Origin of the sequence: Streptomyces sp. A3M-1-3, assembly GCF_024213665.1 — a bacterium.
Classification (GTDB): Bacteria; Actinomycetota; Actinomycetes; order Streptomycetales; family Streptomycetaceae; genus Streptomyces.
Window position 1 is genome coordinate 146,171 of record NZ_JANAVP010000016.1, and the last position, 20,267, is coordinate 166,437.

Below are 20,267 nucleotides of genomic sequence, written 5' to 3' on the forward strand. Positions count from 1 at the left end.
CGCCCCGCTGAGCGCTAGCCCACCGCTGCGTACGTCTCGTAAGCCTCGTCGACCTCCACATCGACGGGCAGGATGCCCGTGCTGCGCTCGTACTCGGTACGAGCGGTCTCGAGCAGCCGGCGCCATGAGGTGACGGTGGGACGCCTGCGCAGCAGTGCGCGGCGCTCCCGCTCGGTCATACCACCCCACACGCCGAACTCGACGCGGTTGTCGAGCGCGTCGGCCAGGCACTCGGTCCGCACCGGGCAACCGGTGCACACCGCCTTGGCCCTGTTCTGCGCTGCCCCTTGTACGAACAGTTCATCCGGATCGGTAGTGCGGCAGGCTGCCTGCGCACTCCAGTCGGTTACCCAGCCCATGCCGGCGCCGTCCTCTCCCGAATCGAGGCTCCCCCACGGCGGCAGCGGCATATTCACCGCTGCCAGTTGAGGACGTTACGGAAGGTGGGCACAGCGCAACACCCCCTTCGGGCCCAATCTTGAATGGCCCGAACGGACTATGCGTAAGCGGCAGATCACCCGACGGAGTGAGCGGGCGACATGCGTGACATACCCGGCAAAACCGGAAATTTCAGTTGGGTCACAACGGGCGCCGAATGACGCATGAGGCGGATTCGGACATGCATCCGCCCTATTCGGAGATAGCGGATTCCACGAGGGGGGTTGATACGAAACCCCACTGCTGTGACAGTTGAGAGCAGCTTAGGCCAAGGCATGTACGCGTGTCCGGCGAATGAGAACGTAGGCTGCCTCCATGCCAAAGACGCGCTCGGGCGGAGGTCTCACGGGGCCCCAGCAGGCCGCCAAGTTCCTCGGTGTCGCCGTGCTCTCCGGAGCCGTGCTGGCTGGCATCGCGCTGCCGGCGGCCGGAGCGCTCGGTCTCGCGGCCAAGGGCACCGTCGAGGGATTCGACGAAATCCCGGCCAACCTCAAGACACCGCCGCTGAGTCAGCGCACCACGATCCTCGACGCCAACGGCGGCCAGATCGCGACGGTCTACTCGCGCGACCGCCAGGTGGTGCGGCTCAAGGACATCTCGCCGTACATGCAGAAGGCGATCGTCGCGATCGAGGACGCGCGCTTCTACGAGCACGGGGCGATCGACCTGAAGGGCATCCTGCGCGCGCTCAACCGCAACGCGCAGTCGGGCGTCGCCGCGCAGGGCGCCTCGACCCTCACTCAGCAGTACGTGAAGAACGTCTTCGTCGAGGAGGCGGGCGACGACCCGACCAAGGTCGCCGAAGCGCAGCAGAAGAGCCTCGGCCGCAAGATCCGCGAGCTCAAGTACGCGATCCAGGTCGAGGAAGAACTCGGCAAGAAGAAGATCCTCGAGAACTACCTCAACATCACCTTCTTCGGGCAGCAGGCGTACGGAATCCAGTCCGCCGCGCAGCGCTACTTCAGCAAGCCCGCCAAGGATCTGAAGCTGGAGGAAGCCGCGCTGCTTGCCGGCATTGTCCAGTCGCCGAGCCGCTACGACCCGGTCAACGACTCCGAAGAGGCCACGAAGCGGCGCAACATCGTGCTGCAGCGCATGGCCGACACCCGCGACATCTCGCAGGGCGAGGCGGACAAGGCCAAGGAAATCCCGATCAAGCTGAAGGTGAGCAAGCCGAAGAACGGCTGCATCACCGCGGTCAGCGGGGCCGGCTTCTTCTGCGACTACGTACGCGAGGTCTTCCTCAGCGACTCCGTCTTCGGAAAGACCAAGGAGGAGCGGGCCAAGGTGTGGAACCAGGGCGGCCTGACGATCCGTACGACGCTCGACCCGCAGGCGCAGGAGTCGGTCCAGGCTTCGGTGAAGGAACACGTCTACCAGCGGGACAAGGTCGCCGCGGCGGTGACGCTGGTCGAGCCCGGCACCGGCCGGATCCTCGGCATGGGACAGTCCAAGCCGTACGGCTTCGGGAACAACGAGACCCAGATCAACTACTCGGTCAACAAGCGGGTGGGCGGCTCGAACTTCGGCTTCCCGACCGGTTCGACCTTCAAGCCCTTCCTGGCCGCGGCGGCCGTCGAGGGCGGCATGCCGGCGACGCAGAGCTACCCGGCGCCGTACAAGATGCGGTACCCGGAGTCGGTGCAGACCTGCAGCGACAAGCCGTGGGTGAACAACGGCGGGTTCACGGCGGAGAACGAGAACAGGTCCGAGGTCGGGCCGTACGCCATGAAGGAGGCGACGGCCAAGTCCGTCAACACCTACTTCGTGCAGATGCTCGAGCAGACCGGCATGTGCCCGGTGATCGAGATGACCGACAAGCTGGGCGTCGTCCAGGGCGACGGCAGTAAGCTGCCCGAGTCGCCCGCCGCCCTCTCCCTCGGCTCGAACGGCATCTCGCCGCTGACGATGGCCAACGCGTACGCGGCCTTCGCGAACCGCGGCATGTACTGCACGCCGATCGCCATCAAGTCCATCCAGACGGCGAACGGCAAGAGCATCCCGGTCCCGAAGTCCCACTGCTCGCGTGCCATGTCGGAGCAGACCGCCGACACCATCAACACCCTGCTGCGCGGTGTGATCGACTCCGGTACCGGTGAGCAGGCCGGCCTGGGCAGCCGGGACAGCGCGGGCAAGACGGGTACGACGGACGAGCGCAAGAACGCCTGGTTCGTGGGCTACACCCCGAACATCTCCGGAGCGGTCTGGGTCGGCAGCGCCAGCCAGCAGGTCGAGATGGAGAACATCACCATCGGCGGCCGCTACCACGGCAAGGTCTTCGGCGGTCAGGTCCCCGGCCCGATCTGGAAGGACGCGGTGAGCGGCGCGCTGCAAGGCAAGCCCGCGCCCTCCTTCAACACCGTCCACATCCCAGACCCACCGAGGGAAGAGGACCCGGAGGACGACGAGGAGCGGCCGGATGACGACAAGCCGGGCAGGCCCGGCCGGCCGGGCGGCGGCCAGAAGCCGTGGCCCGGGATCTCGTTCCCGCCGGACCTGATCGGCGGCGGCCAGAACCGCGGCCAGAGCAACGGCGGCCAGGACGGCGGCGGCAGCGGCCCGTAAGAGGGGGATAGCGCGGATACGGAGAGGGGCACCCGGCGCACTGGCGCCCCTCTACGTATCACTCTCTACGTATCACGTCAGCCAGTCACTCAGCCGGCGAGCAGCTTCTTCACCACCGCGGCCACCCGGCCGCCCTCGGCCAGACCCGCCACCTTCGGGTTCACGATCTTCATGACCGCCCCCATCGCGCGCGGCCCCTCGGCGCCCGCCGCCCTGGCCTCCTCGACGGCCTGCGTGACGATCGCGGTCAGCTCGTCGTCAGACAGCTGCTTCGGCAGGTACTCGGCGAGGATCACGCCCTCCGCCTTCTCCCGCTCGGCCTGCTCGGCACGGCCACCCTGGGCGAAGGCCTCAGCCGCCTCGCGGCGCTTCTTCGCCTCGCGGGCGATCACCTTCTGCACCTCGTCGTCGGACAGCACACGCGCCGACGTACCCGCGACCTCCTCCTTGGTGATCGCGGAGAGGGTCAGCCGGAGCGTCGCGGAGCGCAGCTCGTCGCGCGCCTTGATCGACGCGGTGAGGTCTTCCTGCAGCTTGGACTTGAGCGTGGTCATGGGCCCAGTGTGGCAGGTTGGCCGGGACGAACGCCCGTCAGTTTCCCCAGGTTCCACAGGGGCGCGGACCGCGCGTACGGCCGTCTGCGACGATGGGCACATGCGTGCACGCTTCGGAGCCCCCCTGAGAATCACCGCAGGAATCGCGGCAGTCGGCGCGGCCGGCCTCGCCTACGCCGCCGGCTTCGAGGCCCGGTCCTTCAGGCTCAGGCGGATCACGCTGCCTGTGCTGCCGCAGGGCATGCGGCCGCTGCGCGTCCTCCAGGTCTCCGACATCCACATGGTCAGCGGGCAGCACAAGAAGCGGCGGTGGCTCCAGTCGCTGGCCGGGCTGCGCCCCGACTTCGTCGTCAACACCGGAGACAACCTCTCCGACCCGGAGGGCGTGCCGGAGGTGCTCGATGCGCTCGGGCCGCTGATGGAGCTCCCCGGTGTGTACGTCTTCGGCTCCAACGACTACTACGGCCCCAAGCTGCGCAACCCGGCCCGCTACCTGATCGAGAAGGCCCATGGCCGGCACGGTCTGAACGGCAACGCACCTGCCGTCGGCGTCGTCCACAACCCGTGGGAGGGGCTGCGCGACGCCTTCGACGCCGCGGGTTGGCTGGGCCTCAGCAACACCCGCGGCAGTCTCAAGATCGACGGCTACGAGATCGCCTTCACGGGCCTGGACGACCCGCACATCAAGCGGGACCGGTACGAGCGGGTCGCGGGCGGCCCCGAGACCGGCGCCGACCTGTCCCTCGCTGTCGTCCACGCGCCGTACCTGCGCACGCTCGACGCCTTCACCGCGGACGGCTACCCGCTGATCCTCGCCGGCCACACGCACGGCGGGCAGCTGTGCATCCCCTTCTACGGGGCGCTGGTCACCAACTGCGACCTCGACACGGACCGGGTCAAGGGCCTCTCCACCCACCGGGCGGGCGGAAACCGCTCGTACCTCCACGTCTCGGCGGGCTGCGGCACCAACCGCTACACCCCCGTTCGCTTCGCCTGCCCGCCGGAGGCGACCCTCCTCACGCTGACCGCCGGCGACTGACCCCGGCCACGCGGCTGCCGCTCACCGCCTGTGCCCGGCGAAAACCTGATTTCGTCTCCGGCCGTCGGTCCGCTAAAGTAATCGATGTCGCCGCGACGAGCGGGACAATCGGGGTGTAGCGCAGCTTGGCAGCGCGCTTCGTTCGGGACGAAGAGGTCGTGGGTTCAAATCCCGCCACCCCGACAGCTAAGTAGCAGGTCAGAGGGCAGGTACTGAGTTCAGTACCTGCCCTCTGGCGTTGTGCGTGACTAACTGCGTGACTACGGCTCCGGGTCGATCTTGAAGATGCCGTCCATCACGGTCGCCCCGGTCTGGATCACGGGACGGATCTGCTTCCGGTAGACCTCCTCGGTGACGGCCGTACCGGAGTGCCCCACCAACCGCGAGATCTCTTCGAGCGGTACCCCCTTGTCGGAGAGCAGCGACACAAAGCTGTGCCGCAGCTCACGCGGGGTCCACTCCTTCGCCTCCACTCCCTCGGCGTCGGCGATGGCCTGTCGGAAGGCCCGGCGAACGTTGGTGGAGTCCAGCTCCGTACCCGTGGCGGAGGAGAAGACGAGACCGCGCTCCTCCCACTTCTCCCCCGCTGCGAGGCGGTCCCAGCCCTGGTCCTCCCACTGCTGCCAGAGCGCGTCCACGCAGCGCGCCGGGAGCGCGATCGTCCGTCGGGACTTCTTCGTCTTGGTGTCGCCACCGGTCCGGACCGACCGCCACACCGCGATGTGCGGCGGGACGGGAGGGTTCGCGTCCGGGTCTCCCTTCAGGAAGACGTGGTTCCAGGTGAGCGCCCGCAGCTCCTCCGTACGGGCCCCGGTGAGCAGGGCCAGCACGATGTACGCGTGCGCGGACGTACCGGCGGCGGACTTGAGGACCGCCTCCGCCTGGGCGAGGGTGAGCGCCTTCGACGGCCGGCCGGGCTGCCCGGTCGGGATGGCGCACAGCTCCACGATGTTCCGCTTCACCTTGTCTCGCACCATGGCCCGCTTGACCGCGCGGTTCAGGCAGGAGTGGATGCCCTGCAGCGTCCGCGTGCTCAGCGTCTTGGACTTCTCGGCGAGCCACCTGTCCACGTCCTCACCGCTCAGCTCACGGAGCTTCCGGGCGCCTAGGGCGGGGATGACGTGGTTGCGGCTGAGAGACGTGCAGGCGTCCAGGGTGCCCTTGTCCCGACCGGCCAGCCCGTACATCAGCCAGTCGTTGACCGCGTTCTCCACCGTGTAGTTGGTGGGGGCGATGGCGAGTCCGTCCTCGTGGTCCCGCAGTACCTCCTTCAGCTTGTTCTTGGCCTCGGTCTTGGTCTTGCCGCTGCCCCGCTTCACGATGCGCTTGCCGCTCGGGTCGTACCCGAGGTGCGCGGTCGCGATCCAGCGCTGACGCTTCTCGTCCCAGTGCAGGCCGCCGTCTCCCCTGCTGCGGCGCGTGGTCACTCGTGTTCTCCTGCCTCGCGCTCCAGCAGCGCGACGTACTCGTTGATGGCGGACACCGGGATGAACCGCGCGCGGCCCCTCCTTCACCGTGCGGAGACGGCCCGTGCGGATCAGGTCGTAGACGACGGTGCGGCTCATGCGCAGGACTCGCGTGGCGTCCTTCACTCGGTAGAGAACGGGCTCGGCGAGCGTGTCCGGCTCGGGGACGGCGAGAGTCACGGGGTCCTCCGGTTGTCGGGCGAGGGGCGACCGGACAGCCCGGACAGGTCGAATTCCGACTGTCCGGGGTGTTCAGGCTGGTCAGACGGGATGACCGGACAGTCGGACAGCTCGGACACATCCGGAGTGCCCTGCGTCCGGCTCTGTGTGTCCGGGAAGTACTGGCCGCCGGCGTCTTTCGTGAGCTGTCCGTCGGCGGCCATGCGCGAGCAGGTGCGCCGGATAGTGTCGGCGTCGACGTTCGGGAGTGCAGCCGCCATGTCCTTCGGCCTCGCCCCGGGGTTGGTCCGGACAAACTTGAGGATGGCGGCTCGGGTGTCGCCGACGGTGTGGTCGGAGACCGGTCCGTCGAGCAAGTGCCAGGCGCCCGAGGCAGCTTGGAACTGGAGGGCATACTCCGCTTCGTCGACGTCGCGACCGGTGACGTGGAGAATCCCGTCAGCCTGCCCACGGGCCCGCTTGAGTACGAGCGTGGCGTCGGCCGCCCCCGCAATGCCGTTGGTGCCAGAGACCTCGGTGAGGAAGTCCTCGGAGGCCATCTTGCGGACGTGGTGGACCAGGACGACGGCGATGCCGTAGTGGTCCGCGAGCCGCTTGGCGTAGCCGACGGCGACGTAGTCGGCGTCGTACGCGGACGCTCCCTGTGGGGCTTGGCCGCGCATCTTGGCGAACACGTCGATGACGACCATGCGGGCGTCCGGGTTGCGGTCGAGCCATCCGGCGATGGCCTCCACCCCGCCCTGCGGGAAGGGCGGGCACTCGGTCACGAGGGTGAGACCGGCCGGCGCCTTCTGGCCTCCCAGGAGCTTGCCCATGCGGGTCTGAAGACGGCGCGGGGTGTCCTCCAGGGCCAGGTACAGCACCGGGCCTCCCTGAACGGGAACGGAGTCGAAGGCGTTGCCCCCGGCGGCGACCGAGAGGCCGAGACCGAGGGAGAGCCAGGACTTGCCCACCTTCGGCGGACCGGCGAGCAGGCTCACGCCCTCGGCGAGGATGCCGGGAACAGCCCACTTCGGCTCGGGGAAGTCCGCGGCCATGAGCTGATCGGCGGTCCACGCAGTCCGCGGGCGCTCCCGCTTCGACGGCGCCTCGGGAGCAGCGGGCTGGTCGCTGGGAACGGAGTACAGGTGCAGCGGCGGAATCGGGTTGGTGCTCATGCTGCTGTCCTGCCTTCCTGCGAGTCAGAGCCAAGAGCTGAAAGGACGCCTTCGGCGACGACCTTCGAGGCGCCCACGGCCCGTACGGGGCAAAGCTGTTTGGCGGCGCTGGGCTGATTGGTGGTGGGAGTCACGAAGCCCTCCCGGCGCTAAGCCCGTTGGTGACGGCCCGGTGGGCGTAGGACGCGGGGACGCCGACGGAGACGGCGGTATCGATGATCTGCCGCTCGATGGCGTCGAGTCCGCAGGGTCCGGGGCACTGCTCGTGCTGTGCTCCGAGAAAGCGGGCCACGCCGAACGCCTGCGATCCGGCGCCCGAATCGCTACGGCTGCGAACCAGGGCGAGGCCCCGTTCGAGGCCGGTGCGGACGTATGCCTCGGTGTGCCTGCACCCGGTGGCCACGGTCCTGTCCCACTCGGCGCGGGCCGGTGATGAAGAAGCCACCCCCCGCGGGGGCGGGGTGGTCTCTTCCCTCTCCAGGAGCGCGTGGACGGCCGTCGGCAGATCCGACAGGGTGCCGCTACCGGGACCGAGCCAGCGGGCGTATGCCATGCGGGACTTGATGTCCACACCCGGCCGGACTGAATTCGCCGAGGCGACGGTGCCCCGGTAGATCCAGTGCTCGCCCCGTGTCGTCTGCACCGTGCGGGTGGCCGGCAGAGTCCGGCGGGCCCACACGACCGCATCGGCGTGGTCCAGGTCGACAACGGTCAGCCCAGCCCCGGCGGGGTGGTAGGCCACAGCCACGGCGCGGCGCCAGGCACCCGCCCATGCGTGGGAGGTGAGCACGTTGGCGTTGGTGGTGGCCGCTGCCCAGCCGTGGCACGGAGCCGGGCACTGGCAGGTGCCCGCGCTCTTCATGTGGGGGCGCCCACCGCAGGCACCGTCGGCGCAGGCGCGGCAGTTCCCGAACGGGACCTTGCCCTCCCGCAACGGCAGCACCGGCACACCGGCTCGTGCAAGCTTCAATGCGTGCAACAGGAGCGGCCGGTGATCGTCTCGCCGGATGGGGATCGAATAAGTCATGCTGGGAGTTCTCCTGTCTGTCTTCGTGCAATCAGGGAGAACCGCGGCGGCGGGCGACCTTGGTGGGGAGTCCCGCCGCCGCGGCGTTGCTACTTGTTTTTGGCCCACAGGCCGTACTCCTGGCGGACGTAGCCGCGGGGGTCGGCGATGGCCTCGGGGTGCTCCGGCCAGTACGGGGTGCCGCCGTAGTTCCCGACTCCGTCGCGGTCGACATCCAGCAGCTTGCGGGCGGCGTTGAGCGCGACCTCGGGGGCGTCAGTGTGGATGCCGGCGGTCCTGTCGTCCAGGGCGATGCGGTCCAACAGGGCGGCCTTGCGGAGCCAGAACTCCCGCACGTCCGACTGATGCACGGGCCACAAGGCCTCGCGCGCCCTCTGGGCGGTCCAGCCGATCTCGCTGATGATGTTCGGCGCCTTGGCGTACGCCTGCTCCGGCGTCGGCCACTTCTCGGTGTGCTCGCGGTGCTCGGCGGTGACGTACAGCCGCTCCTTGTCCGAGGTGCGGGAGGGCGAGCGCCGTACGGCTCCGGTCGTGAACGCCTGCGCGAGGGCGGTGGTGACCCGCTCGGTGTCGGTGGGGTCGCAGATGATGCGGATCTCGAACATGTCTCAGTGCTCCTTGGTGATCTCGATGGCGGCCGCTCGGGTGAGGGCGAGCGGGTCGAAGCCGGGCAGCGCGGCGCGCTGGGTGAGGGCCTGCGCGAGGGCGGTGGCGTAGGCGGCGCTCTCGCGGGAGACCTCGATCTGTGTTCCGGCCCGCATCGCTTCCACGCGTTCGACGTGGGCGTGGTCCTCGCGGCGCTCGGTGATGCGGCGCTCGTACGCGGTGGTTTCGCGGCGGTCGGTGCGCCAATACCGGGCGGCGAGGCCGTACGCGACGGCGGTGGCCAATGCCCACAGCAGCAGCGGGAGGGAGAGGCCGTCGGCGTATCCGGCGACCCCGGCGAGGGCGAGTCCTCCGGCGGCGGCGAATGCGGTTCCGGCGATGGTGCTGTCACCGCGGCGTCCGGCGGAGGCGAAGGCGCCGGCCGTGGCCGCTCCGGTGGCGAGCACGACCATCAACGCGGCGTTTCCGGTGGAGTGTTCGGCGCCGTTGGTGTTCCAGATCCGGCCGAGGATCAGCACCGTGGACGTAGCGACCGCGGGGGCCGCCTTGGGGGTGGCGTGGGCGAGCCAGTGCCGGTGGAGGATCGGTTCGTTCATGACCGGGCTCCCTACAGGTTGGGTATGGCGTCGATGACGGCGGTGGCGAGTTCGTTGATGGGTCCGGAGGCGCCGGTGGAGGCGAGGAAGAACCCGAACATCACGGCGATGAACGCGGAGCCGTAGCCGAGGGTCTTGGAGCGCAGGAGGAAGAACAGGACGAGTCCGAAGAGCAGGACCAGGGAGACGGTGACGGCCATGCTGGAAACTCCTTTGACGGCGGTTTGGGGCGGCTGGCTAAGCTGCGGACGCCCCTCGGGTGCTGGCAAGCTCAGGGGTTTGGCCGACGGTTGCGCCCGCCTAGCTCCTGCTCGGAGCGGGGTACGTCTCATGACGGGCCCCGTCGGCCGCTTTGCGTCCGGGGTCAGCGGGTGCCTGCGCGGTAGGTGTGGGCGGCGCGGTTGTAGAGCCAGCGGCCGATGCGTATGCGCTTGCCGTGGCCCTTGCAGCGGCGGCAGGTCTTGCCGCGCTTGGGCTTGCCCTTGCGGTCGGTCGTGAGGGCGAAGCCGAATCCGTTGCACTTGCGGCAGGTTCCGAACGGCGAGGCCGCACACAGGGATGCGTAACTGAGCGTGATGAACAGCAGGAGTGCGATAGCGAGCAGGGCAGGGGTCATCGGGGGCCCTCCCAGGGCTGATTCTGGGGTTCTTGCAGGTGGGCCGCTATCGGCTAGCGGCCTGATCAAGTGCCATAGGGGCCGCTAGCGGGACCTCTAGCGCTAGAGGGTCGGACCCCTAGCGCTAGAGGTCCCTGGCGGTCAGCTCGCGTCCCGCCTATGGTCACGCTCCGCAATCGCGGTGGGGATGCGGGAGCGCTCGAACCCGGTCCGGTTGACGGTCTTGCCGTTGATCCGGCGGGCCACCTGGCCGGTGGTGACGCCGTACGGCTTGAGCGCGGTGGTGAGCTGGCGGGCCTTGTCGGCGGGCTCCATCTCCGCCCACGGCCCGTACAGCTCGGGGCGGAGTTCGGCGAGCCGGTCCACGGTGACGTCGTTCCACGGCTTGGCCTCATCCGGCGGGGTGACGGCGAGGACGTCCTCCAGCAGCGTGTCCGCTGCCGCCCGCCGCTCCGGAGCGATGCCGGCCGCGAGACCGGACAGGGTTCCCGCGTCGATGCGGGCCTTCCTGGCGCGGTCGCAGATGGCGTCCGCCGCGGGGTTGTCCATGTAGTAGCCGCGGACGATCTGCGGATCGTCGGAGGCGCCGACCAGGTAGCCGATGCCCTTGTCCGACTTGGTGAACGACGTCGCCCGGATACCGTTCTTGTACGTGGAGGTACCGAGGATCATGTCGTTCTCGATCTGGCCCATGACCCGCAGACAGAACCGCGTCCCCACGTTCGCGCTGATCGCGGGCGGAAGCGAGTCCTTGTCGGGCCGCTGCGTCGCGAGCAGCAGGATCACCCCGAGGGCCCGGCCGCGCTTGATGATGGCCGTGCACAGGGCCCCGGCTTCCTTGCCGTACTTCTCGTGGGAGAACAGCTCCTGGCACTCGTCGACCGCGAGCACCAGCGGGTGCAGCCCCAGCGACCGGTTGCCTGCCAGGGACGGGATGACCTTGTTCTCCGGGCACTTGTCCTTGGGCAACGAGGCGATCACCTTCGCCCGCCGCTCCAAGTCCTTGTGCACGTACCGGATCGAGTCCAGCGCGGCGGCACAGGTCTCGTCGTCCGGGCCGGAGCCGTAGTCGGCGGCGACCTTCTTCAGCGGGTCCAGGTCGCCGGTGCCCTTCAGCTCCCAGATCAGCAGCTCTGCCAGCGGATCGAGAGCAGCGGCCAGCAGCGGCGTGCGCAGGGAGAACGTCTTGCCCATGCCCGGCATGGCGCCGATCAGGACGTTGTCGTACATCACCGTGATGTCGACGTTCCGGCCCCGCTGGTCGGTGCCGAACGGCAGCGGCTTGAACAGCGACACCGACCCGCCCTTGGCCAGCGGCCACGGCGCCTTCGGGGTCTTGTTCAGGGCCTTGTCACCGACCCAGAGCATCATCCGGCCGGCGTGCTCATCGGCCACCGGCTCCGGCCACACGCACCCCAGCGGGCGCCGCAGGCCAGAGGCGAGCTTCTCGCGCCGGTCCAGGATGTCCGGCACGGTCACGCCGTAGGGCAGGTCGACGTCCGCGCGCCACCCCGGTCCGTCGCGGGTGATCGGAGCGGGGAACTTGATGCCCTCCCCACCCTTGGCCAGAGCCTTGTTGATCTCCGCGATGCCAAGCGCGCCGAGGGCCCGCTCCACGATCCCGGACGTCAGCCGCTCCACCTCGGTCGCCACGACCGCCCGGGAGATGACCGGCTTGTCGGCCGGCGCCCCGAGGAACCCGAGTCCGGCCGTCAGTACCGCCACCGCGATGACCGTGAGCCAGGTCGGGGCGAGCACGAACAACAGCAGGGCCAGGACCGGCCCGAGGATGAAGGCGAGGACGGCGAGGATGCCGCGGAGCTTGACCCGGTTGTCGCGCTGCCGGGAGAGCTTGAGGTACTGCTCGACGTCCTCGCGCCGGGCGGCGACCTGCCGCAGCGGCTCGCCCTCGGCGTCGGCGACCCAGCGCATCGCGCCGCCGATGAACTTCGCTGCCCCGGACGGGGCCTGGAACGCGAGCCGCAGCCCGTACCAGGGCAGGCGGACCGTGTGGAACGCCGTGGTGTGCCACGCGTACCCGCCCAGCCAACCGAGCGCGTCCAGGAACTCCGGCTTCGACCGGGCCCATCCGGGGATCACGTCGCGGCGCTTGCCGCCCCGGACCTTGTCCATCAGACCCGGTCCGGTTGGCGCGGGCCCGTCGACCATCACGGCCGTCGACTCGTCGTCGCCGGGGTCGGCCGACCGGTCGGCCGTGGTCTGGCCCGACTCGTCGGGCTGGGAGTCGGGCGACGCGTCGATGTCGGGTCGGGTGGCGGGGTCAGCCGACTCGGTGCGGGCGGATCGGGCCTTATCGAGGTCGACCACGTCGGCCCCTGCGTCGGGCGACCAGTCGGTGGCCATGTCGGCTTCGAGTCGGTTGAAGAAGTCGTTCTCTTCGTCGGGGTGCTTCACTGAAGCTTCCTTCTCTCGGGAGGGAACAGGCGGGCCCGGCCGACGCTGTGGAAGGTTGGCGGTCGGGCCCGTTGACTTGGTCAGGCGGCGCGCTGTTCGTCGGGGTAGGCGCAGGGGACACAGGTGCCGAGGGAGGTCGGGATGACGTATCCGGCGTCGGTGCGGCACTGCGGACAGGTGCGCCGGGCGAGCATCGCCAGGGCGAGCGCGCCCCACTTGCGGGAGGTCATCGGCCGGACCGGCTTGGCGAGGTCGATCCGGTAGAGGTGGCCGACCAGGACACCGGACTTGCGGCCGCGGCTGCGGCGCATGACCTGAGCGGCCACCGGCTGACCGCCGGGCCGGAGTCCGAGGGCACGGAGCTGGCGGCGGGTGGCGTAGCCGTCGGGGGCGTAGCGCCACGGGTAGGTCGGTATCCCGAACTGCGCGCCGGTCGGGTCGAAGCACTTCCCGAACGTGGGCGACATCAGGCAGACGCCACGATCGGCGGTGCGTCGGTGCGGGCGCCTCGGCGTCCGGAGCGGCGGCCGGCCACCGTGGCGAACAGCCGCCCCAGCCCCGCCCGCCGGACCCCGGCCCGTGCCTGCTTGGCCGCGTACATGGCCTCATCCGCGCGACCCAGGAGCCGGGAGAGGTTGTCGCTCGGGTAGTCGGCGGCGCGGACCCAGCCGAGCGACACCGTGGTCGCGACGTGCGGGTTGGTGGGGTCGGCGGGGCGGGCCAGTACGCCGTGCAGGACGGCGAGCAGGTCCGCAACGGTGCCGTGGGTGTCGATGACGACGGCGGCGAACTCGTCGCCCCCGAGGCGCCCGGCGACGCCGTGCGGGCCGACGTAGTGGGCGAGGCGTTCGGCGGTGGCCTTCAGCAGCGCGTCGCCTGCTGCGTGGCCGTGGCGGTCGTTGATCTGCTTGAAGTGGTCGACGTCCGCGAGGATCACGACCGCCCGCTCATCGCGCAGGAGCGCGGTGGCGCGGCGGGTGAAGCCCTCCCGGGTCCGCAGCCCGGTGAGCGGGTCGCGGCGTGCGGTGCGGAGTCGACGCCGGAGCCACAGCACGTGGCCGGACCAACCGGCAGCCAGTGGCCCTGCAGTTGCGAGGGCGGTTAAGAGCGTGTTCATGCCGCGACCTCCTCAGGCGTCTCGGCGGTCTCGATGGAGTGAAGCGGCCGGCCGTCGGCCCGCTCGACGAGCAGCGCATCCCGCAGGGTGCGGGAGTTCGCGGCCGAGCAGTGCAGCGCGGTCCGGATTGCCTCGGCGTTGATCGCGTCCTCGGCCCAGTCGGCGGTGGCCTCGCGGGCCTCGGCCAGCAGCTCGGCCGCGGTCCGGGGCGTCTTCGGCGCCTGCTTCTTCGGGCGCGGGGCCCGCTTGCGCGGCGCCCGCTCCTTCGGCTCCTGCGGCGGTACGGGCGGCTCCGGAGCCTCTTCCGGCTCCGGCTCGGGCTCGGCGCCCTCGGGAGCGAGTTCACCGAGGCGGAGGAGAACGCGCTCGCGCCGTGGTGTCTTCGAGCGCCACCGGCGCCCGTATTGCTCGCGCAGGTCAGCGCGGGCGAGCTGCCGCTCCTTCTCACGGGCGAGCGCGTCGGCGTAAGAGGTGATCTCCCACAGCGTCATCCGGCGCCACAGCGAGAACGTGGAAGGGAAGGCAAGCAGCCAGCGGGAGGCACGGATCTTGTCCATCCGCCGGCCGGTCACGGCCCCGATCCGTACGGCGTAGATGTGCGCGCCGATCTCGGAAAACACCACCCACAGCAGCGGCATCGTGCCGTGCGCGACCTTCGCCCACACCCCGTGTCCGGCGGCGACGTTCAGACCGCAGGTCACCAGGGTGAGGACCCAGGGCACGAACCTGACCCACGCCAAGGCCATGTCCATCCGGATCAACAGCAGATTGGCCACGGTGAACACCGGAATCGCCACGTCGATACCGACGGGCAGCATCCACGGCTCACCGAACCCCCAGCGGGCCGCGGCGGCGGACACCGCGTCGAAGGAAGAGATCAGGCCCAGCGCTCCGACGCCGGCCGCGGCGAGCGCGCCGATTCCGGCGAGGCCCATCTCCGGCCGCGTCAGCGGCGGAACCCCCGGCCGCTCCACGGTCAGTGCGGTCATGCCGCCGCTCCCTTCCGGGAGCGCGACCGCCGGGTGGCCGGCCGGATCAGCGGGACGACGTTGAACAGCTCCGGGGCGTACGCCTCGATCGCCTCGGCGGCGACCCGGCTCACGTCGTCCGGCAGGTTCGGGTTGTCCGCGAGGATGTCGCGCGCCGCGTCCAGACGGGCCGCGCGCTCCTCCTCGCTCTCGCCCTCCACCCCGAGCCACAGCTCCACCGGGGTACCAAGGGCCAGTTCCACGAAGTCGTTGCTGCTGACGGCCAGGTGGCCGCCGATGTACGTACGCATGGTGCTCTCCTGGAATCGCAGGAACAGGGAGAACCCGGCGGCAGGCGACCTTGGTGGGGAGTCCCGCCGCTCAGGCGTGGTGCGTGCCCCGGCTAGGAGTCGAACCCAGCCCGAAGACCATCGGGGCTGCGCGGACCTGAGCCGCGCTGACCGCCTTTTCGAAGGAGACGGTGACCTCGTCACGCTGTTGAGTTGTCAAGGAACGGTGGCTTCTGAGGAGCGCGGTATCCCAGGTCAGGGCTCCCGTTCGCACGGGGCTCGTCAGCACCGACACCAAACAACCTAGGTTGATTGGCTGTGAGCCGAAAACTACCTAGGTCGCTTCGTGGCGTCAAGAGTTGCGAGCGATGGGCTCAAACTGACCTAGGTTGGATAGGCTCTAGCTATGGACTGGAAGCTTGATACGCCCCCGAGTGCCAAGGACATTGCAGCCAAGTTCAGGGCCGACATCGCCGACGGCACCTACAGCCCAGGAGCGCGGCTGCCTGGCGCCCAGGGCCTCGCGAAGAAGCTGGGCGTCGCGCTCATGACGGTCCAGAGCGCGTACAGGCAACTTGCGGAAGACGGGCTCGTGGAGGGGCGCCCCGGCAGTGGGACCTACGTGATCGACGCGGGGAAGGGCGAACCCTCGGCTCAGCTCGCGGCCGCAGGCTTGCGTGACCTTCAAGACCAGGTGAAGCACGTCACCACCCAACTCGGCGATCTCTTGGAGCGGGTGAAGAAGCTTGAAGCGGAAACGGCCGCACTCGCGCCGCATCGTGACAAGTGAGATGCCAGTGAGTCCGGCACCCGGGTTCACCAGGCAGCGGAGTAGCGCCGGCATCTGCTGCCGAGTCATTGCCGTGGTCACGATCCAGCCCCTTCACTCGCATGGAATGCAGAGCCTCAACCTGCGCCGATAGGTTGGGAATCCGCGTCTGCATCTTTTGTAGCGGCGGAACTTGACTGGGCGACAGACACGCCATGTGGCCGCCCACGGGCGGCCACATGGACCTCATCGGGGAGGACGGAGTGGGACAGCGACCGAATGAGCTGACACCTCATGCCAGCCCACAGCACTACCTCGGTGCCGAGATGCGGGCGTGGAGGAGCCAGCGGGGCTTATCCCTGGGGACGCTCGGCAAAGCCATCGTGTTCAACAGCAGTTATATGGCGCGGGTGGAGCGCGGCGATCAAGCTGCCTCCGCCGATCTCGTCCGTGCGTATGACAGCGCTTTGGGCGCGAGCGGCTCGCTGGTGCGGCTCCACGAATCGATCACCCAGGGGGCCAGCCTTGACGCCCTGCGCACTCACCATGTGGCCAATCCAAGGACTCATGTGTCCAACCCGCCTGTGACCCTGGCTGGCGAATCGGATGGCGAGGCACCGTCTTCGGAGGGACTCTCCGTCCCTGTACGAACCGATGACGGAAGGATCATCTTCGTGTCGCTCTCACGCAGGGCCCTGATCGGCGCGCTCGGAGCAGGTGCAGCGATCGCTGCCGCCTCGGAACTCCCGGCGGCCGCACGGACCTCCAGCCTCAGTGCGTCCGGGGCGAACCCGATCGAGCTTCTCAAGGCGACGCGCAAGGTCCTGATCGACAACGACAACCGCTTTGGTCCGGCCCGCGTCATCCCAGTCGTCCAGCAGCAGATCGCGGCCATCAAGGATCTCCGGGCCGACCGCCGCGGTTCTGACCGGCGCCAACTCCTCCAGCTTCAGACCCAGTACTCCGAACTCTGCGGCTGGCTCTACCAGGACCTTGGAGACTTCCGCGCTGCTCAGCACTGGATGCGCGAGGCTCTCGAAACGTCACACATGTCGGGCGACACGGACCTGACCACTTACATCCTCGCGAGGCGCAGCCAACTGGCCGGCGACATGCGGGACCCAATCGAAGCCGTTGACGTCGCGGAGGCCGCAGAAGATCTAGCGGCTCCGCAAAGTCGCTTGGCGGTTGTCGCGGCGACGTACGGCGCCCACGGGCATGCTCTTCGCAGCGATCCGTCGATGACCCAGCAGGCGTATGAGCACGCGCTGAACCTTCACGCGAATATGGACCCGGACCCTAACTCACCTTGGGGCGTGTGGCTGGACGCTGCGTACATAGAAGTGCAGCGCGCACACAGCCTCGCCGTCCTCGGCGATCATCGGGGCGCGGCTGAGGGGTTCCGCAGTGCCATCAGTCGTCTCCCGGCCGGATACCACCGTGACCGAGGCGTCTATCTCGCCCGGGAAGCCGTGGCGCTCGCCAGTGCCGGGGAGGCTGAACAGGCCGCCTCGGTCGGCCTCCAGGCCCTGAGCATCGGAGCGGAAACCGGCTCAGCGCGCATCAACCGAGAGCTGGCCCAGCTCGATGACGCCATGACGCAGTGGCGTTCGGTCCCGAGCGTGGCCGACTTCAAGGACGCCATGACCGCGGCTGTACTGCAACAAGCCTGATGGTCACGCCTACCCTCACCCAGCGATGCCAAGGAGATTCCCAGTGCCCCGTCCGTACGTACTGCTGAGCGTCGCGACCTCCGTCGACGGCCACATCGACGACACCAGTGCCGATCGGCTCCTCCTCAGTAACAGCGAGGATTTCGACCGTGTCGACCAGGTGCGCGCCGAGTCCGACGCCATCCTGATCGGCGCAGGCACGATGCGCGCCGATAACCCACGGCTCCTGGTCAACAGCGAGGAACGGCGGGCTCTGCGCGTCGCTGCCGGAAAGCCTGCGTACCCACTGAAGGTCACGATCTCGGCCAGCGGAGACCTGGACCCGAACTTGAAGTTCTGGCACCACGGCGGCGAGAAGGTCGCTTACACGACAGACACTGGGGTTGAGAAGCTTCGGGAGCGGCTGGCCGGCCTCGCCGACGTGGTGTCCTTGGGGCCCGCCATCGACTTCGCCGCTTTGCTCGATGACCTGGGCGGGCGCGGTATCGAGCGCCTGATGGTCGAAGGTGGCGGACAGATTCACACGGCCTTCCTCTCCCAGGGCCTGGCCGATGAGGTCCACCTCGCGATCGCACCGCTCGTCGTTGGGGAGGCTGACGCTCCGCGGTTCCTCAACCCCGCCAGCTACCCGGGAGGTTCAACGCACCGCATGCACCTCGCTGAGGCCCGCACCATCGGTGACGTCGTCCTCCTCCGCTACCTGCCCAAGCAGGAGGGCCGCGCATGACGCTTGCCGAGGACCGAGCCTGGATGGAACGGGCCATCGACCTTTCGCGCAAGTGTCCACCCGCAGAGGGTGCCTTCTCGGTCGGTGCCATCATCGTGGGCGACGACGGCGAGGAAGTCGCTCACGGCTACTCCCGCGAGACCGACGCCCACGTCCACGCCGAGGAGTCGGCCCTCGCCAAGCTCCCCGTGGACGACAATCGCCTTGCCGGGGCCACGATCTACAGCACGCTGGAACCTTGCTCTGAGCGCCGCTCCCGCCCGCTCACCTGCACGCAGTTGATCCTTCGCTCCCCCATCCGTCGCGTCGTGATCGCCTGGCGGGAGCCGAGTCTGCTCGTGGCCGACTGCGTCGGCGTAGAGAAGCTCCGTGAGGCAGGTGTCGAGGTCCTGGAACTCCCTGACCTCGCCGACGCGGCCCGCGCTGTGAACGCGCACCTACTGGAATAACCGGGGTGTCCCAGCTGTCCGACTGTCGGTTTTGGGCGCTGACCTGCAATATCCGCCCGGACAGTGAAGGTGAGGGCTGTCCGGGTGTCCGGTCACAGGCGGCTGCAAACACCCAGGGGGTGTTTGCAGCCCGTTGGCGAAGCCGGCCCTCGTGAGGGCCGATGGACGGTGGCCTGACCGTGATACCGCTGAGGCGACACAGGAAGCCCCCTGGCGGGTCAGTTGATCCAGATGCCCTCGGGTGAGAGCCGACGGGCGAGGCGCCGGCCAGCGTCACTGATTGGACTCGACCAGGACACATCAGCAACCTCGCACCCGAAGTCGGCGGCGAGCGCCCGCACTAGCGTGGCGCCGACGCCCTGGCGCCGGTAGGCGTCCGCCACCCAGATCAGGTCGATGCTTGGGCGCAGGGTGCCGTCCTCGTCGCCGTACGGTGACCCGTCGATCAGATCCCAGCGGCGGTGCTCGTTTGGGTCGTGGGCAGTCAGGTATCCGATGACGTATCCGTTCGCCTTCAACAGGTACGCCCGCACGTTGTCCGGGGTCACCTCAGGCTCACCGAGGTGGGACCAGGAGGGGAAGTCGTAGTGGTTCTCCCTCTGCGGCATCCGCGCCACCTTGTACGTCAGCCTCCGCCACGCGATCGGCGACTGTGTCGTCACGACGGCCAAGTCGCTCAACCATTCGAGGTTCTTGGGCACCCGCGTGCCCAACGCCCACGCTGCGTGATGGGCGGTGTGTGCCCTGTCGCCGTTCCCGCTCTCTCGCAGGCTCATGCCGCATGGGCAGTTGCCGCCGAGCTGCGTCTGCGCAGCGAGGAACTGGACGGGTATCGAGCCGTAACTGAGGTCCTGGTCACTGCCGCCCACCCAGGGTCGGATGGGTGCATCATCCGAATCGACATAACCGGTCCAGCGGTCCACCCAGCCGGGGTACTGCTCGGGGAACATCTCCCGATTCTGCTTCTGAGCGGGCGGCAGCGTCGGGCGAACCCACACGCCCCCAGCCGTGGCCCGACCATTGAGGCTCACTCCGCACTCCTTGGCCTTGCCACGCAGGAACTTCAGAAACGCGCTGGGCGGCGGGTCGAAGTCGACGCCGCGGATCAGCTCCCGCTCGCCGGGAGCAAGCCAGTCATCGACGGGCAGCGCCAATCGGTCGGCGAGCGTGTGGAGCCGGCTGTAGTCGCGATCGAGCTCAGCTGCGCGCAGTGCTTCGACCGCAGCCTCGACGTATGGGAACTGAACGAACAGGGTGACCCATCGCGAACCGCCTCCACAAGCGAAGCTGCCCGGGTAGCCGTCGTACCAGATGCGGTCCACAGACGCGTCGCGCGCCCTGTCGACCGCTTCTATGAAGGCAGCGGGCAGCTCGGGGTCGTGTCCCAGCGAGGACGCGGTATCGACGTATGCATCGCGGTCGAGTTCGACGCTGGCGTACCAGCGGGCGGCCCGGACGTGGATCTTCCGGGAGTCGCGGGTGCGTGGATCAGGGTTGAGGTGAGTAGTCCGCTCAGCCATGCGCTCTCCTCCATAGCTCTAGGGTCTGTTGCGAAAGTGCTGGTCGCAGAAGTGCGTTGTCGGTCGTGTTGTGCTTGCATACCCCGGTGAATCGA

General features: G+C 68.9%; 21 protein-coding genes and 1 tRNA gene. 7 read left to right on the top strand and 15 right to left on the bottom strand.

Translation table 11 applies throughout. The features are described 5' to 3' along the window. Window positions 1-14: 14 nt before the first annotated feature. Window positions 15-359 (bottom strand): WhiB family transcriptional regulator, encoded by a 345-nt coding sequence (locus tag NLX86_RS20020; protein ID WP_254373102.1) that lies wholly within the window; start codon window positions 357-359, stop codon window positions 15-17. Between the two features lie 394 nt (window positions 360-753). Between NLX86_RS20020 and NLX86_RS20025 the strand changes: the two genes are divergently transcribed. Then, window positions 754-3,003: a transglycosylase domain-containing protein gene (locus NLX86_RS20025; RefSeq protein ID WP_254373103.1), complete on the top strand. Its 2,250-nt coding sequence runs from the start codon at window positions 754-756 to the stop codon at window positions 3,001-3,003. An 89-nt stretch (window positions 3,004-3,092) separates the two neighbouring features. Here NLX86_RS20025 and NLX86_RS20030 read toward each other — a convergent pair whose 3' ends face one another. Then, window positions 3,093-3,557 (bottom strand): GatB/YqeY domain-containing protein, encoded by a 465-nt coding sequence (locus NLX86_RS20030; protein ID WP_254373104.1) that lies wholly within the window; start codon window positions 3,555-3,557, stop codon window positions 3,093-3,095. Window positions 3,558-3,657: 100 nt separating this feature from the next. Between NLX86_RS20030 and NLX86_RS20035 the strand changes: the two genes are divergently transcribed. Then, complete coding sequence (locus NLX86_RS20035) at window positions 3,658-4,596, top strand: metallophosphoesterase (protein ID WP_254373105.1); 939 nt, start codon at window positions 3,658-3,660, stop codon at window positions 4,594-4,596. Between the two features lie 109 nt (window positions 4,597-4,705). Next, a tRNA-Pro gene (locus NLX86_RS20040) sits at window positions 4,706-4,779 on the top strand. A 77-nt stretch (window positions 4,780-4,856) separates the two neighbouring features. Here the strand turns inward: NLX86_RS20040 and NLX86_RS20045 are convergent. The 12 genes from NLX86_RS20045 to NLX86_RS20100 form a co-directional block, all read right to left on the bottom strand. Then, window positions 4,857-6,023 carry a site-specific integrase gene (locus NLX86_RS20045; RefSeq protein WP_254373126.1) on the bottom strand — a complete coding sequence of 389 codons (1,167 nt, stop codon included), beginning with the start codon at window positions 6,021-6,023 and terminating at the stop codon, window positions 4,857-4,859. Between the two features lie 215 nt (window positions 6,024-6,238). After that, window positions 6,239-7,399: an AAA family ATPase gene (locus NLX86_RS20050; RefSeq protein WP_254373106.1), complete on the bottom strand. Its 1,161-nt coding sequence runs from the start codon at window positions 7,397-7,399 to the stop codon at window positions 6,239-6,241. Between the two features lie 130 nt (window positions 7,400-7,529). Continuing rightward, entirely contained in the window at window positions 7,530-8,426 is an 897-nt protein-coding gene (locus tag NLX86_RS20055) for a bifunctional DNA primase/polymerase (RefSeq protein WP_254373107.1), read from the bottom strand. An 89-nt stretch (window positions 8,427-8,515) separates the two neighbouring features. Continuing rightward, a complete protein-coding gene (locus NLX86_RS20060) occupies window positions 8,516-9,031 on the bottom strand; it encodes a hypothetical protein (protein ID WP_254373108.1) in 516 nt (171 codons plus the stop codon). 3 nt (window positions 9,032-9,034) lie between these two features. Further along, the gene (locus NLX86_RS20065) at window positions 9,035-9,628 is read right to left on the bottom strand and encodes a hypothetical protein (RefSeq protein ID WP_254373109.1); all 594 of its coding nucleotides are present in this window, start codon (window positions 9,626-9,628) and stop codon (window positions 9,035-9,037) included. Between the two features lie 11 nt (window positions 9,629-9,639). Then, on the bottom strand, window positions 9,640-9,828 hold the full coding sequence (locus tag NLX86_RS20070; protein WP_254373110.1) for a hypothetical protein: 189 nt from the start codon (window positions 9,826-9,828) through the stop codon (window positions 9,640-9,642). 164 nt (window positions 9,829-9,992) lie between these two features. Further along, complete coding sequence (locus NLX86_RS20075; protein ID WP_254373111.1) at window positions 9,993-10,244, bottom strand: hypothetical protein; 252 nt, start codon at window positions 10,242-10,244, stop codon at window positions 9,993-9,995. Between the two features lie 141 nt (window positions 10,245-10,385). Then, window positions 10,386-12,659, bottom strand: a complete 2,274-nt coding sequence (locus NLX86_RS20080) for a cell division protein FtsK (protein WP_254373112.1) — start codon at window positions 12,657-12,659, stop codon at window positions 10,386-10,388. A gap of 80 nt (window positions 12,660-12,739) precedes the next feature. Beyond that, window positions 12,740-13,126, bottom strand: coding sequence for an RRQRL motif-containing zinc-binding protein (locus NLX86_RS20085; RefSeq protein WP_254373113.1), 387 nt, complete (start codon window positions 13,124-13,126; stop codon window positions 12,740-12,742). Beyond that, the gene (locus NLX86_RS20090) at window positions 13,126-13,776 is read right to left on the bottom strand and encodes a GGDEF domain-containing protein (RefSeq protein ID WP_254373114.1); all 651 of its coding nucleotides are present in this window, start codon (window positions 13,774-13,776) and stop codon (window positions 13,126-13,128) included. Before NLX86_RS20090 ends, NLX86_RS20085 begins: the two co-directional genes overlap by 1 nt. Further along, window positions 13,773-14,765, bottom strand: a complete 993-nt coding sequence (locus tag NLX86_RS20095) for a DUF2637 domain-containing protein (RefSeq protein ID WP_254373115.1) — start codon at window positions 14,763-14,765, stop codon at window positions 13,773-13,775. Before NLX86_RS20095 ends, NLX86_RS20090 begins: the two co-directional genes overlap by 4 nt. Then, window positions 14,762-15,055: a hypothetical protein gene (locus tag NLX86_RS20100; RefSeq protein WP_254373116.1), complete on the bottom strand. Its 294-nt coding sequence runs from the start codon at window positions 15,053-15,055 to the stop codon at window positions 14,762-14,764. Before NLX86_RS20100 ends, NLX86_RS20095 begins: the two co-directional genes overlap by 4 nt. A 385-nt stretch (window positions 15,056-15,440) precedes the next feature. Here NLX86_RS20100 and NLX86_RS20105 point away from each other — a divergent pair, with 385 nt between their 5' ends. The 4 genes from NLX86_RS20105 (at window position 15,441) to NLX86_RS34785 (ending at window position 18,652) form a co-directional block, all read left to right on the top strand. Then, complete coding sequence (locus NLX86_RS20105) at window positions 15,441-15,824, top strand: GntR family transcriptional regulator (RefSeq protein WP_254373117.1); 384 nt, start codon at window positions 15,441-15,443, stop codon at window positions 15,822-15,824. 218 nt (window positions 15,825-16,042) lie between these two features. Beyond that, the gene (locus NLX86_RS20110; RefSeq protein WP_254373118.1) at window positions 16,043-17,476 is read left to right on the top strand and encodes a helix-turn-helix transcriptional regulator; all 1,434 of its coding nucleotides are present in this window, start codon (window positions 16,043-16,045) and stop codon (window positions 17,474-17,476) included. Window positions 17,477-17,519: 43 nt separating this feature from the next. Beyond that, window positions 17,520-18,203, top strand: a complete 684-nt coding sequence (locus NLX86_RS34780; protein WP_308409616.1) for a dihydrofolate reductase family protein — start codon at window positions 17,520-17,522, stop codon at window positions 18,201-18,203. Continuing rightward, complete coding sequence (locus NLX86_RS34785) at window positions 18,200-18,652, top strand: deaminase (protein WP_308409617.1); 453 nt, start codon at window positions 18,200-18,202, stop codon at window positions 18,650-18,652. The genes NLX86_RS34780 and NLX86_RS34785 overlap by 4 nt, the downstream gene beginning before the upstream one ends. A gap of 218 nt (window positions 18,653-18,870) precedes the next feature. Here NLX86_RS34785 and NLX86_RS20120 read toward each other — a convergent pair whose 3' ends face one another. Further along, window positions 18,871-20,172, bottom strand: coding sequence for an ESCO1/2 family N-acetyltransferase (locus NLX86_RS20120; protein ID WP_254373119.1), 1,302 nt, complete (start codon window positions 20,170-20,172; stop codon window positions 18,871-18,873). Between the last annotated feature and the right edge of the window lie 95 nt (window positions 20,173-20,267).

Coding starts and splice junctions, on each gene's coding strand:
- NLX86_RS20085 (WP_254373113.1), bottom strand. CDS start 13,126: ATGTCGCCCACGTTCGGGAAGTGCTTCGACCCGACCGGCGCGCAGTTC.
- NLX86_RS20070 (WP_254373110.1), bottom strand. CDS start 9,828: ATGGCCGTCACCGTCTCCCTGGTCCTGCTCTTCGGACTCGTCCTGTTC.
- NLX86_RS20090 (WP_254373114.1), bottom strand. CDS start 13,776: ATGAACACGCTCTTAACCGCCCTCGCAACTGCAGGGCCACTGGCTGCC.
- NLX86_RS20055 (WP_254373107.1), bottom strand. CDS start 8,426: ATGACTTATTCGATCCCCATCCGGCGAGACGATCACCGGCCGCTCCTG.
- NLX86_RS20095 (WP_254373115.1), bottom strand. CDS start 14,765: ATGACCGCACTGACCGTGGAGCGGCCGGGGGTTCCGCCGCTGACGCGG.
- NLX86_RS20105 (WP_254373117.1), top strand. CDS start 15,441: ATGGACTGGAAGCTTGATACGCCCCCGAGTGCCAAGGACATTGCAGCC.
- NLX86_RS20025 (WP_254373103.1), top strand. CDS start 754: ATGCCAAAGACGCGCTCGGGCGGAGGTCTCACGGGGCCCCAGCAGGCC.
- NLX86_RS20030 (WP_254373104.1), bottom strand. CDS start 3,557: ATGACCACGCTCAAGTCCAAGCTGCAGGAAGACCTCACCGCGTCGATC.
- NLX86_RS20035 (WP_254373105.1), top strand. CDS start 3,658: ATGCGTGCACGCTTCGGAGCCCCCCTGAGAATCACCGCAGGAATCGCG.
- NLX86_RS20060 (WP_254373108.1), bottom strand. CDS start 9,031: ATGTTCGAGATCCGCATCATCTGCGACCCCACCGACACCGAGCGGGTC.
- NLX86_RS20065 (WP_254373109.1), bottom strand. CDS start 9,628: ATGAACGAACCGATCCTCCACCGGCACTGGCTCGCCCACGCCACCCCC.
- NLX86_RS20110 (WP_254373118.1), top strand. CDS start 16,043: ATGGACCTCATCGGGGAGGACGGAGTGGGACAGCGACCGAATGAGCTG.
- NLX86_RS20120 (WP_254373119.1), bottom strand. CDS start 20,172: ATGGCTGAGCGGACTACTCACCTCAACCCTGATCCACGCACCCGCGAC.
- NLX86_RS20075 (WP_254373111.1), bottom strand. CDS start 10,244: ATGACCCCTGCCCTGCTCGCTATCGCACTCCTGCTGTTCATCACGCTC.
- NLX86_RS20100 (WP_254373116.1), bottom strand. CDS start 15,055: ATGCGTACGTACATCGGCGGCCACCTGGCCGTCAGCAGCAACGACTTC.
- NLX86_RS34785 (WP_308409617.1), top strand. CDS start 18,200: ATGACGCTTGCCGAGGACCGAGCCTGGATGGAACGGGCCATCGACCTT.
- NLX86_RS20050 (WP_254373106.1), bottom strand. CDS start 7,399: ATGAGCACCAACCCGATTCCGCCGCTGCACCTGTACTCCGTTCCCAGC.
- NLX86_RS20020 (WP_254373102.1), bottom strand. CDS start 359: ATGGGCTGGGTAACCGACTGGAGTGCGCAGGCAGCCTGCCGCACTACC.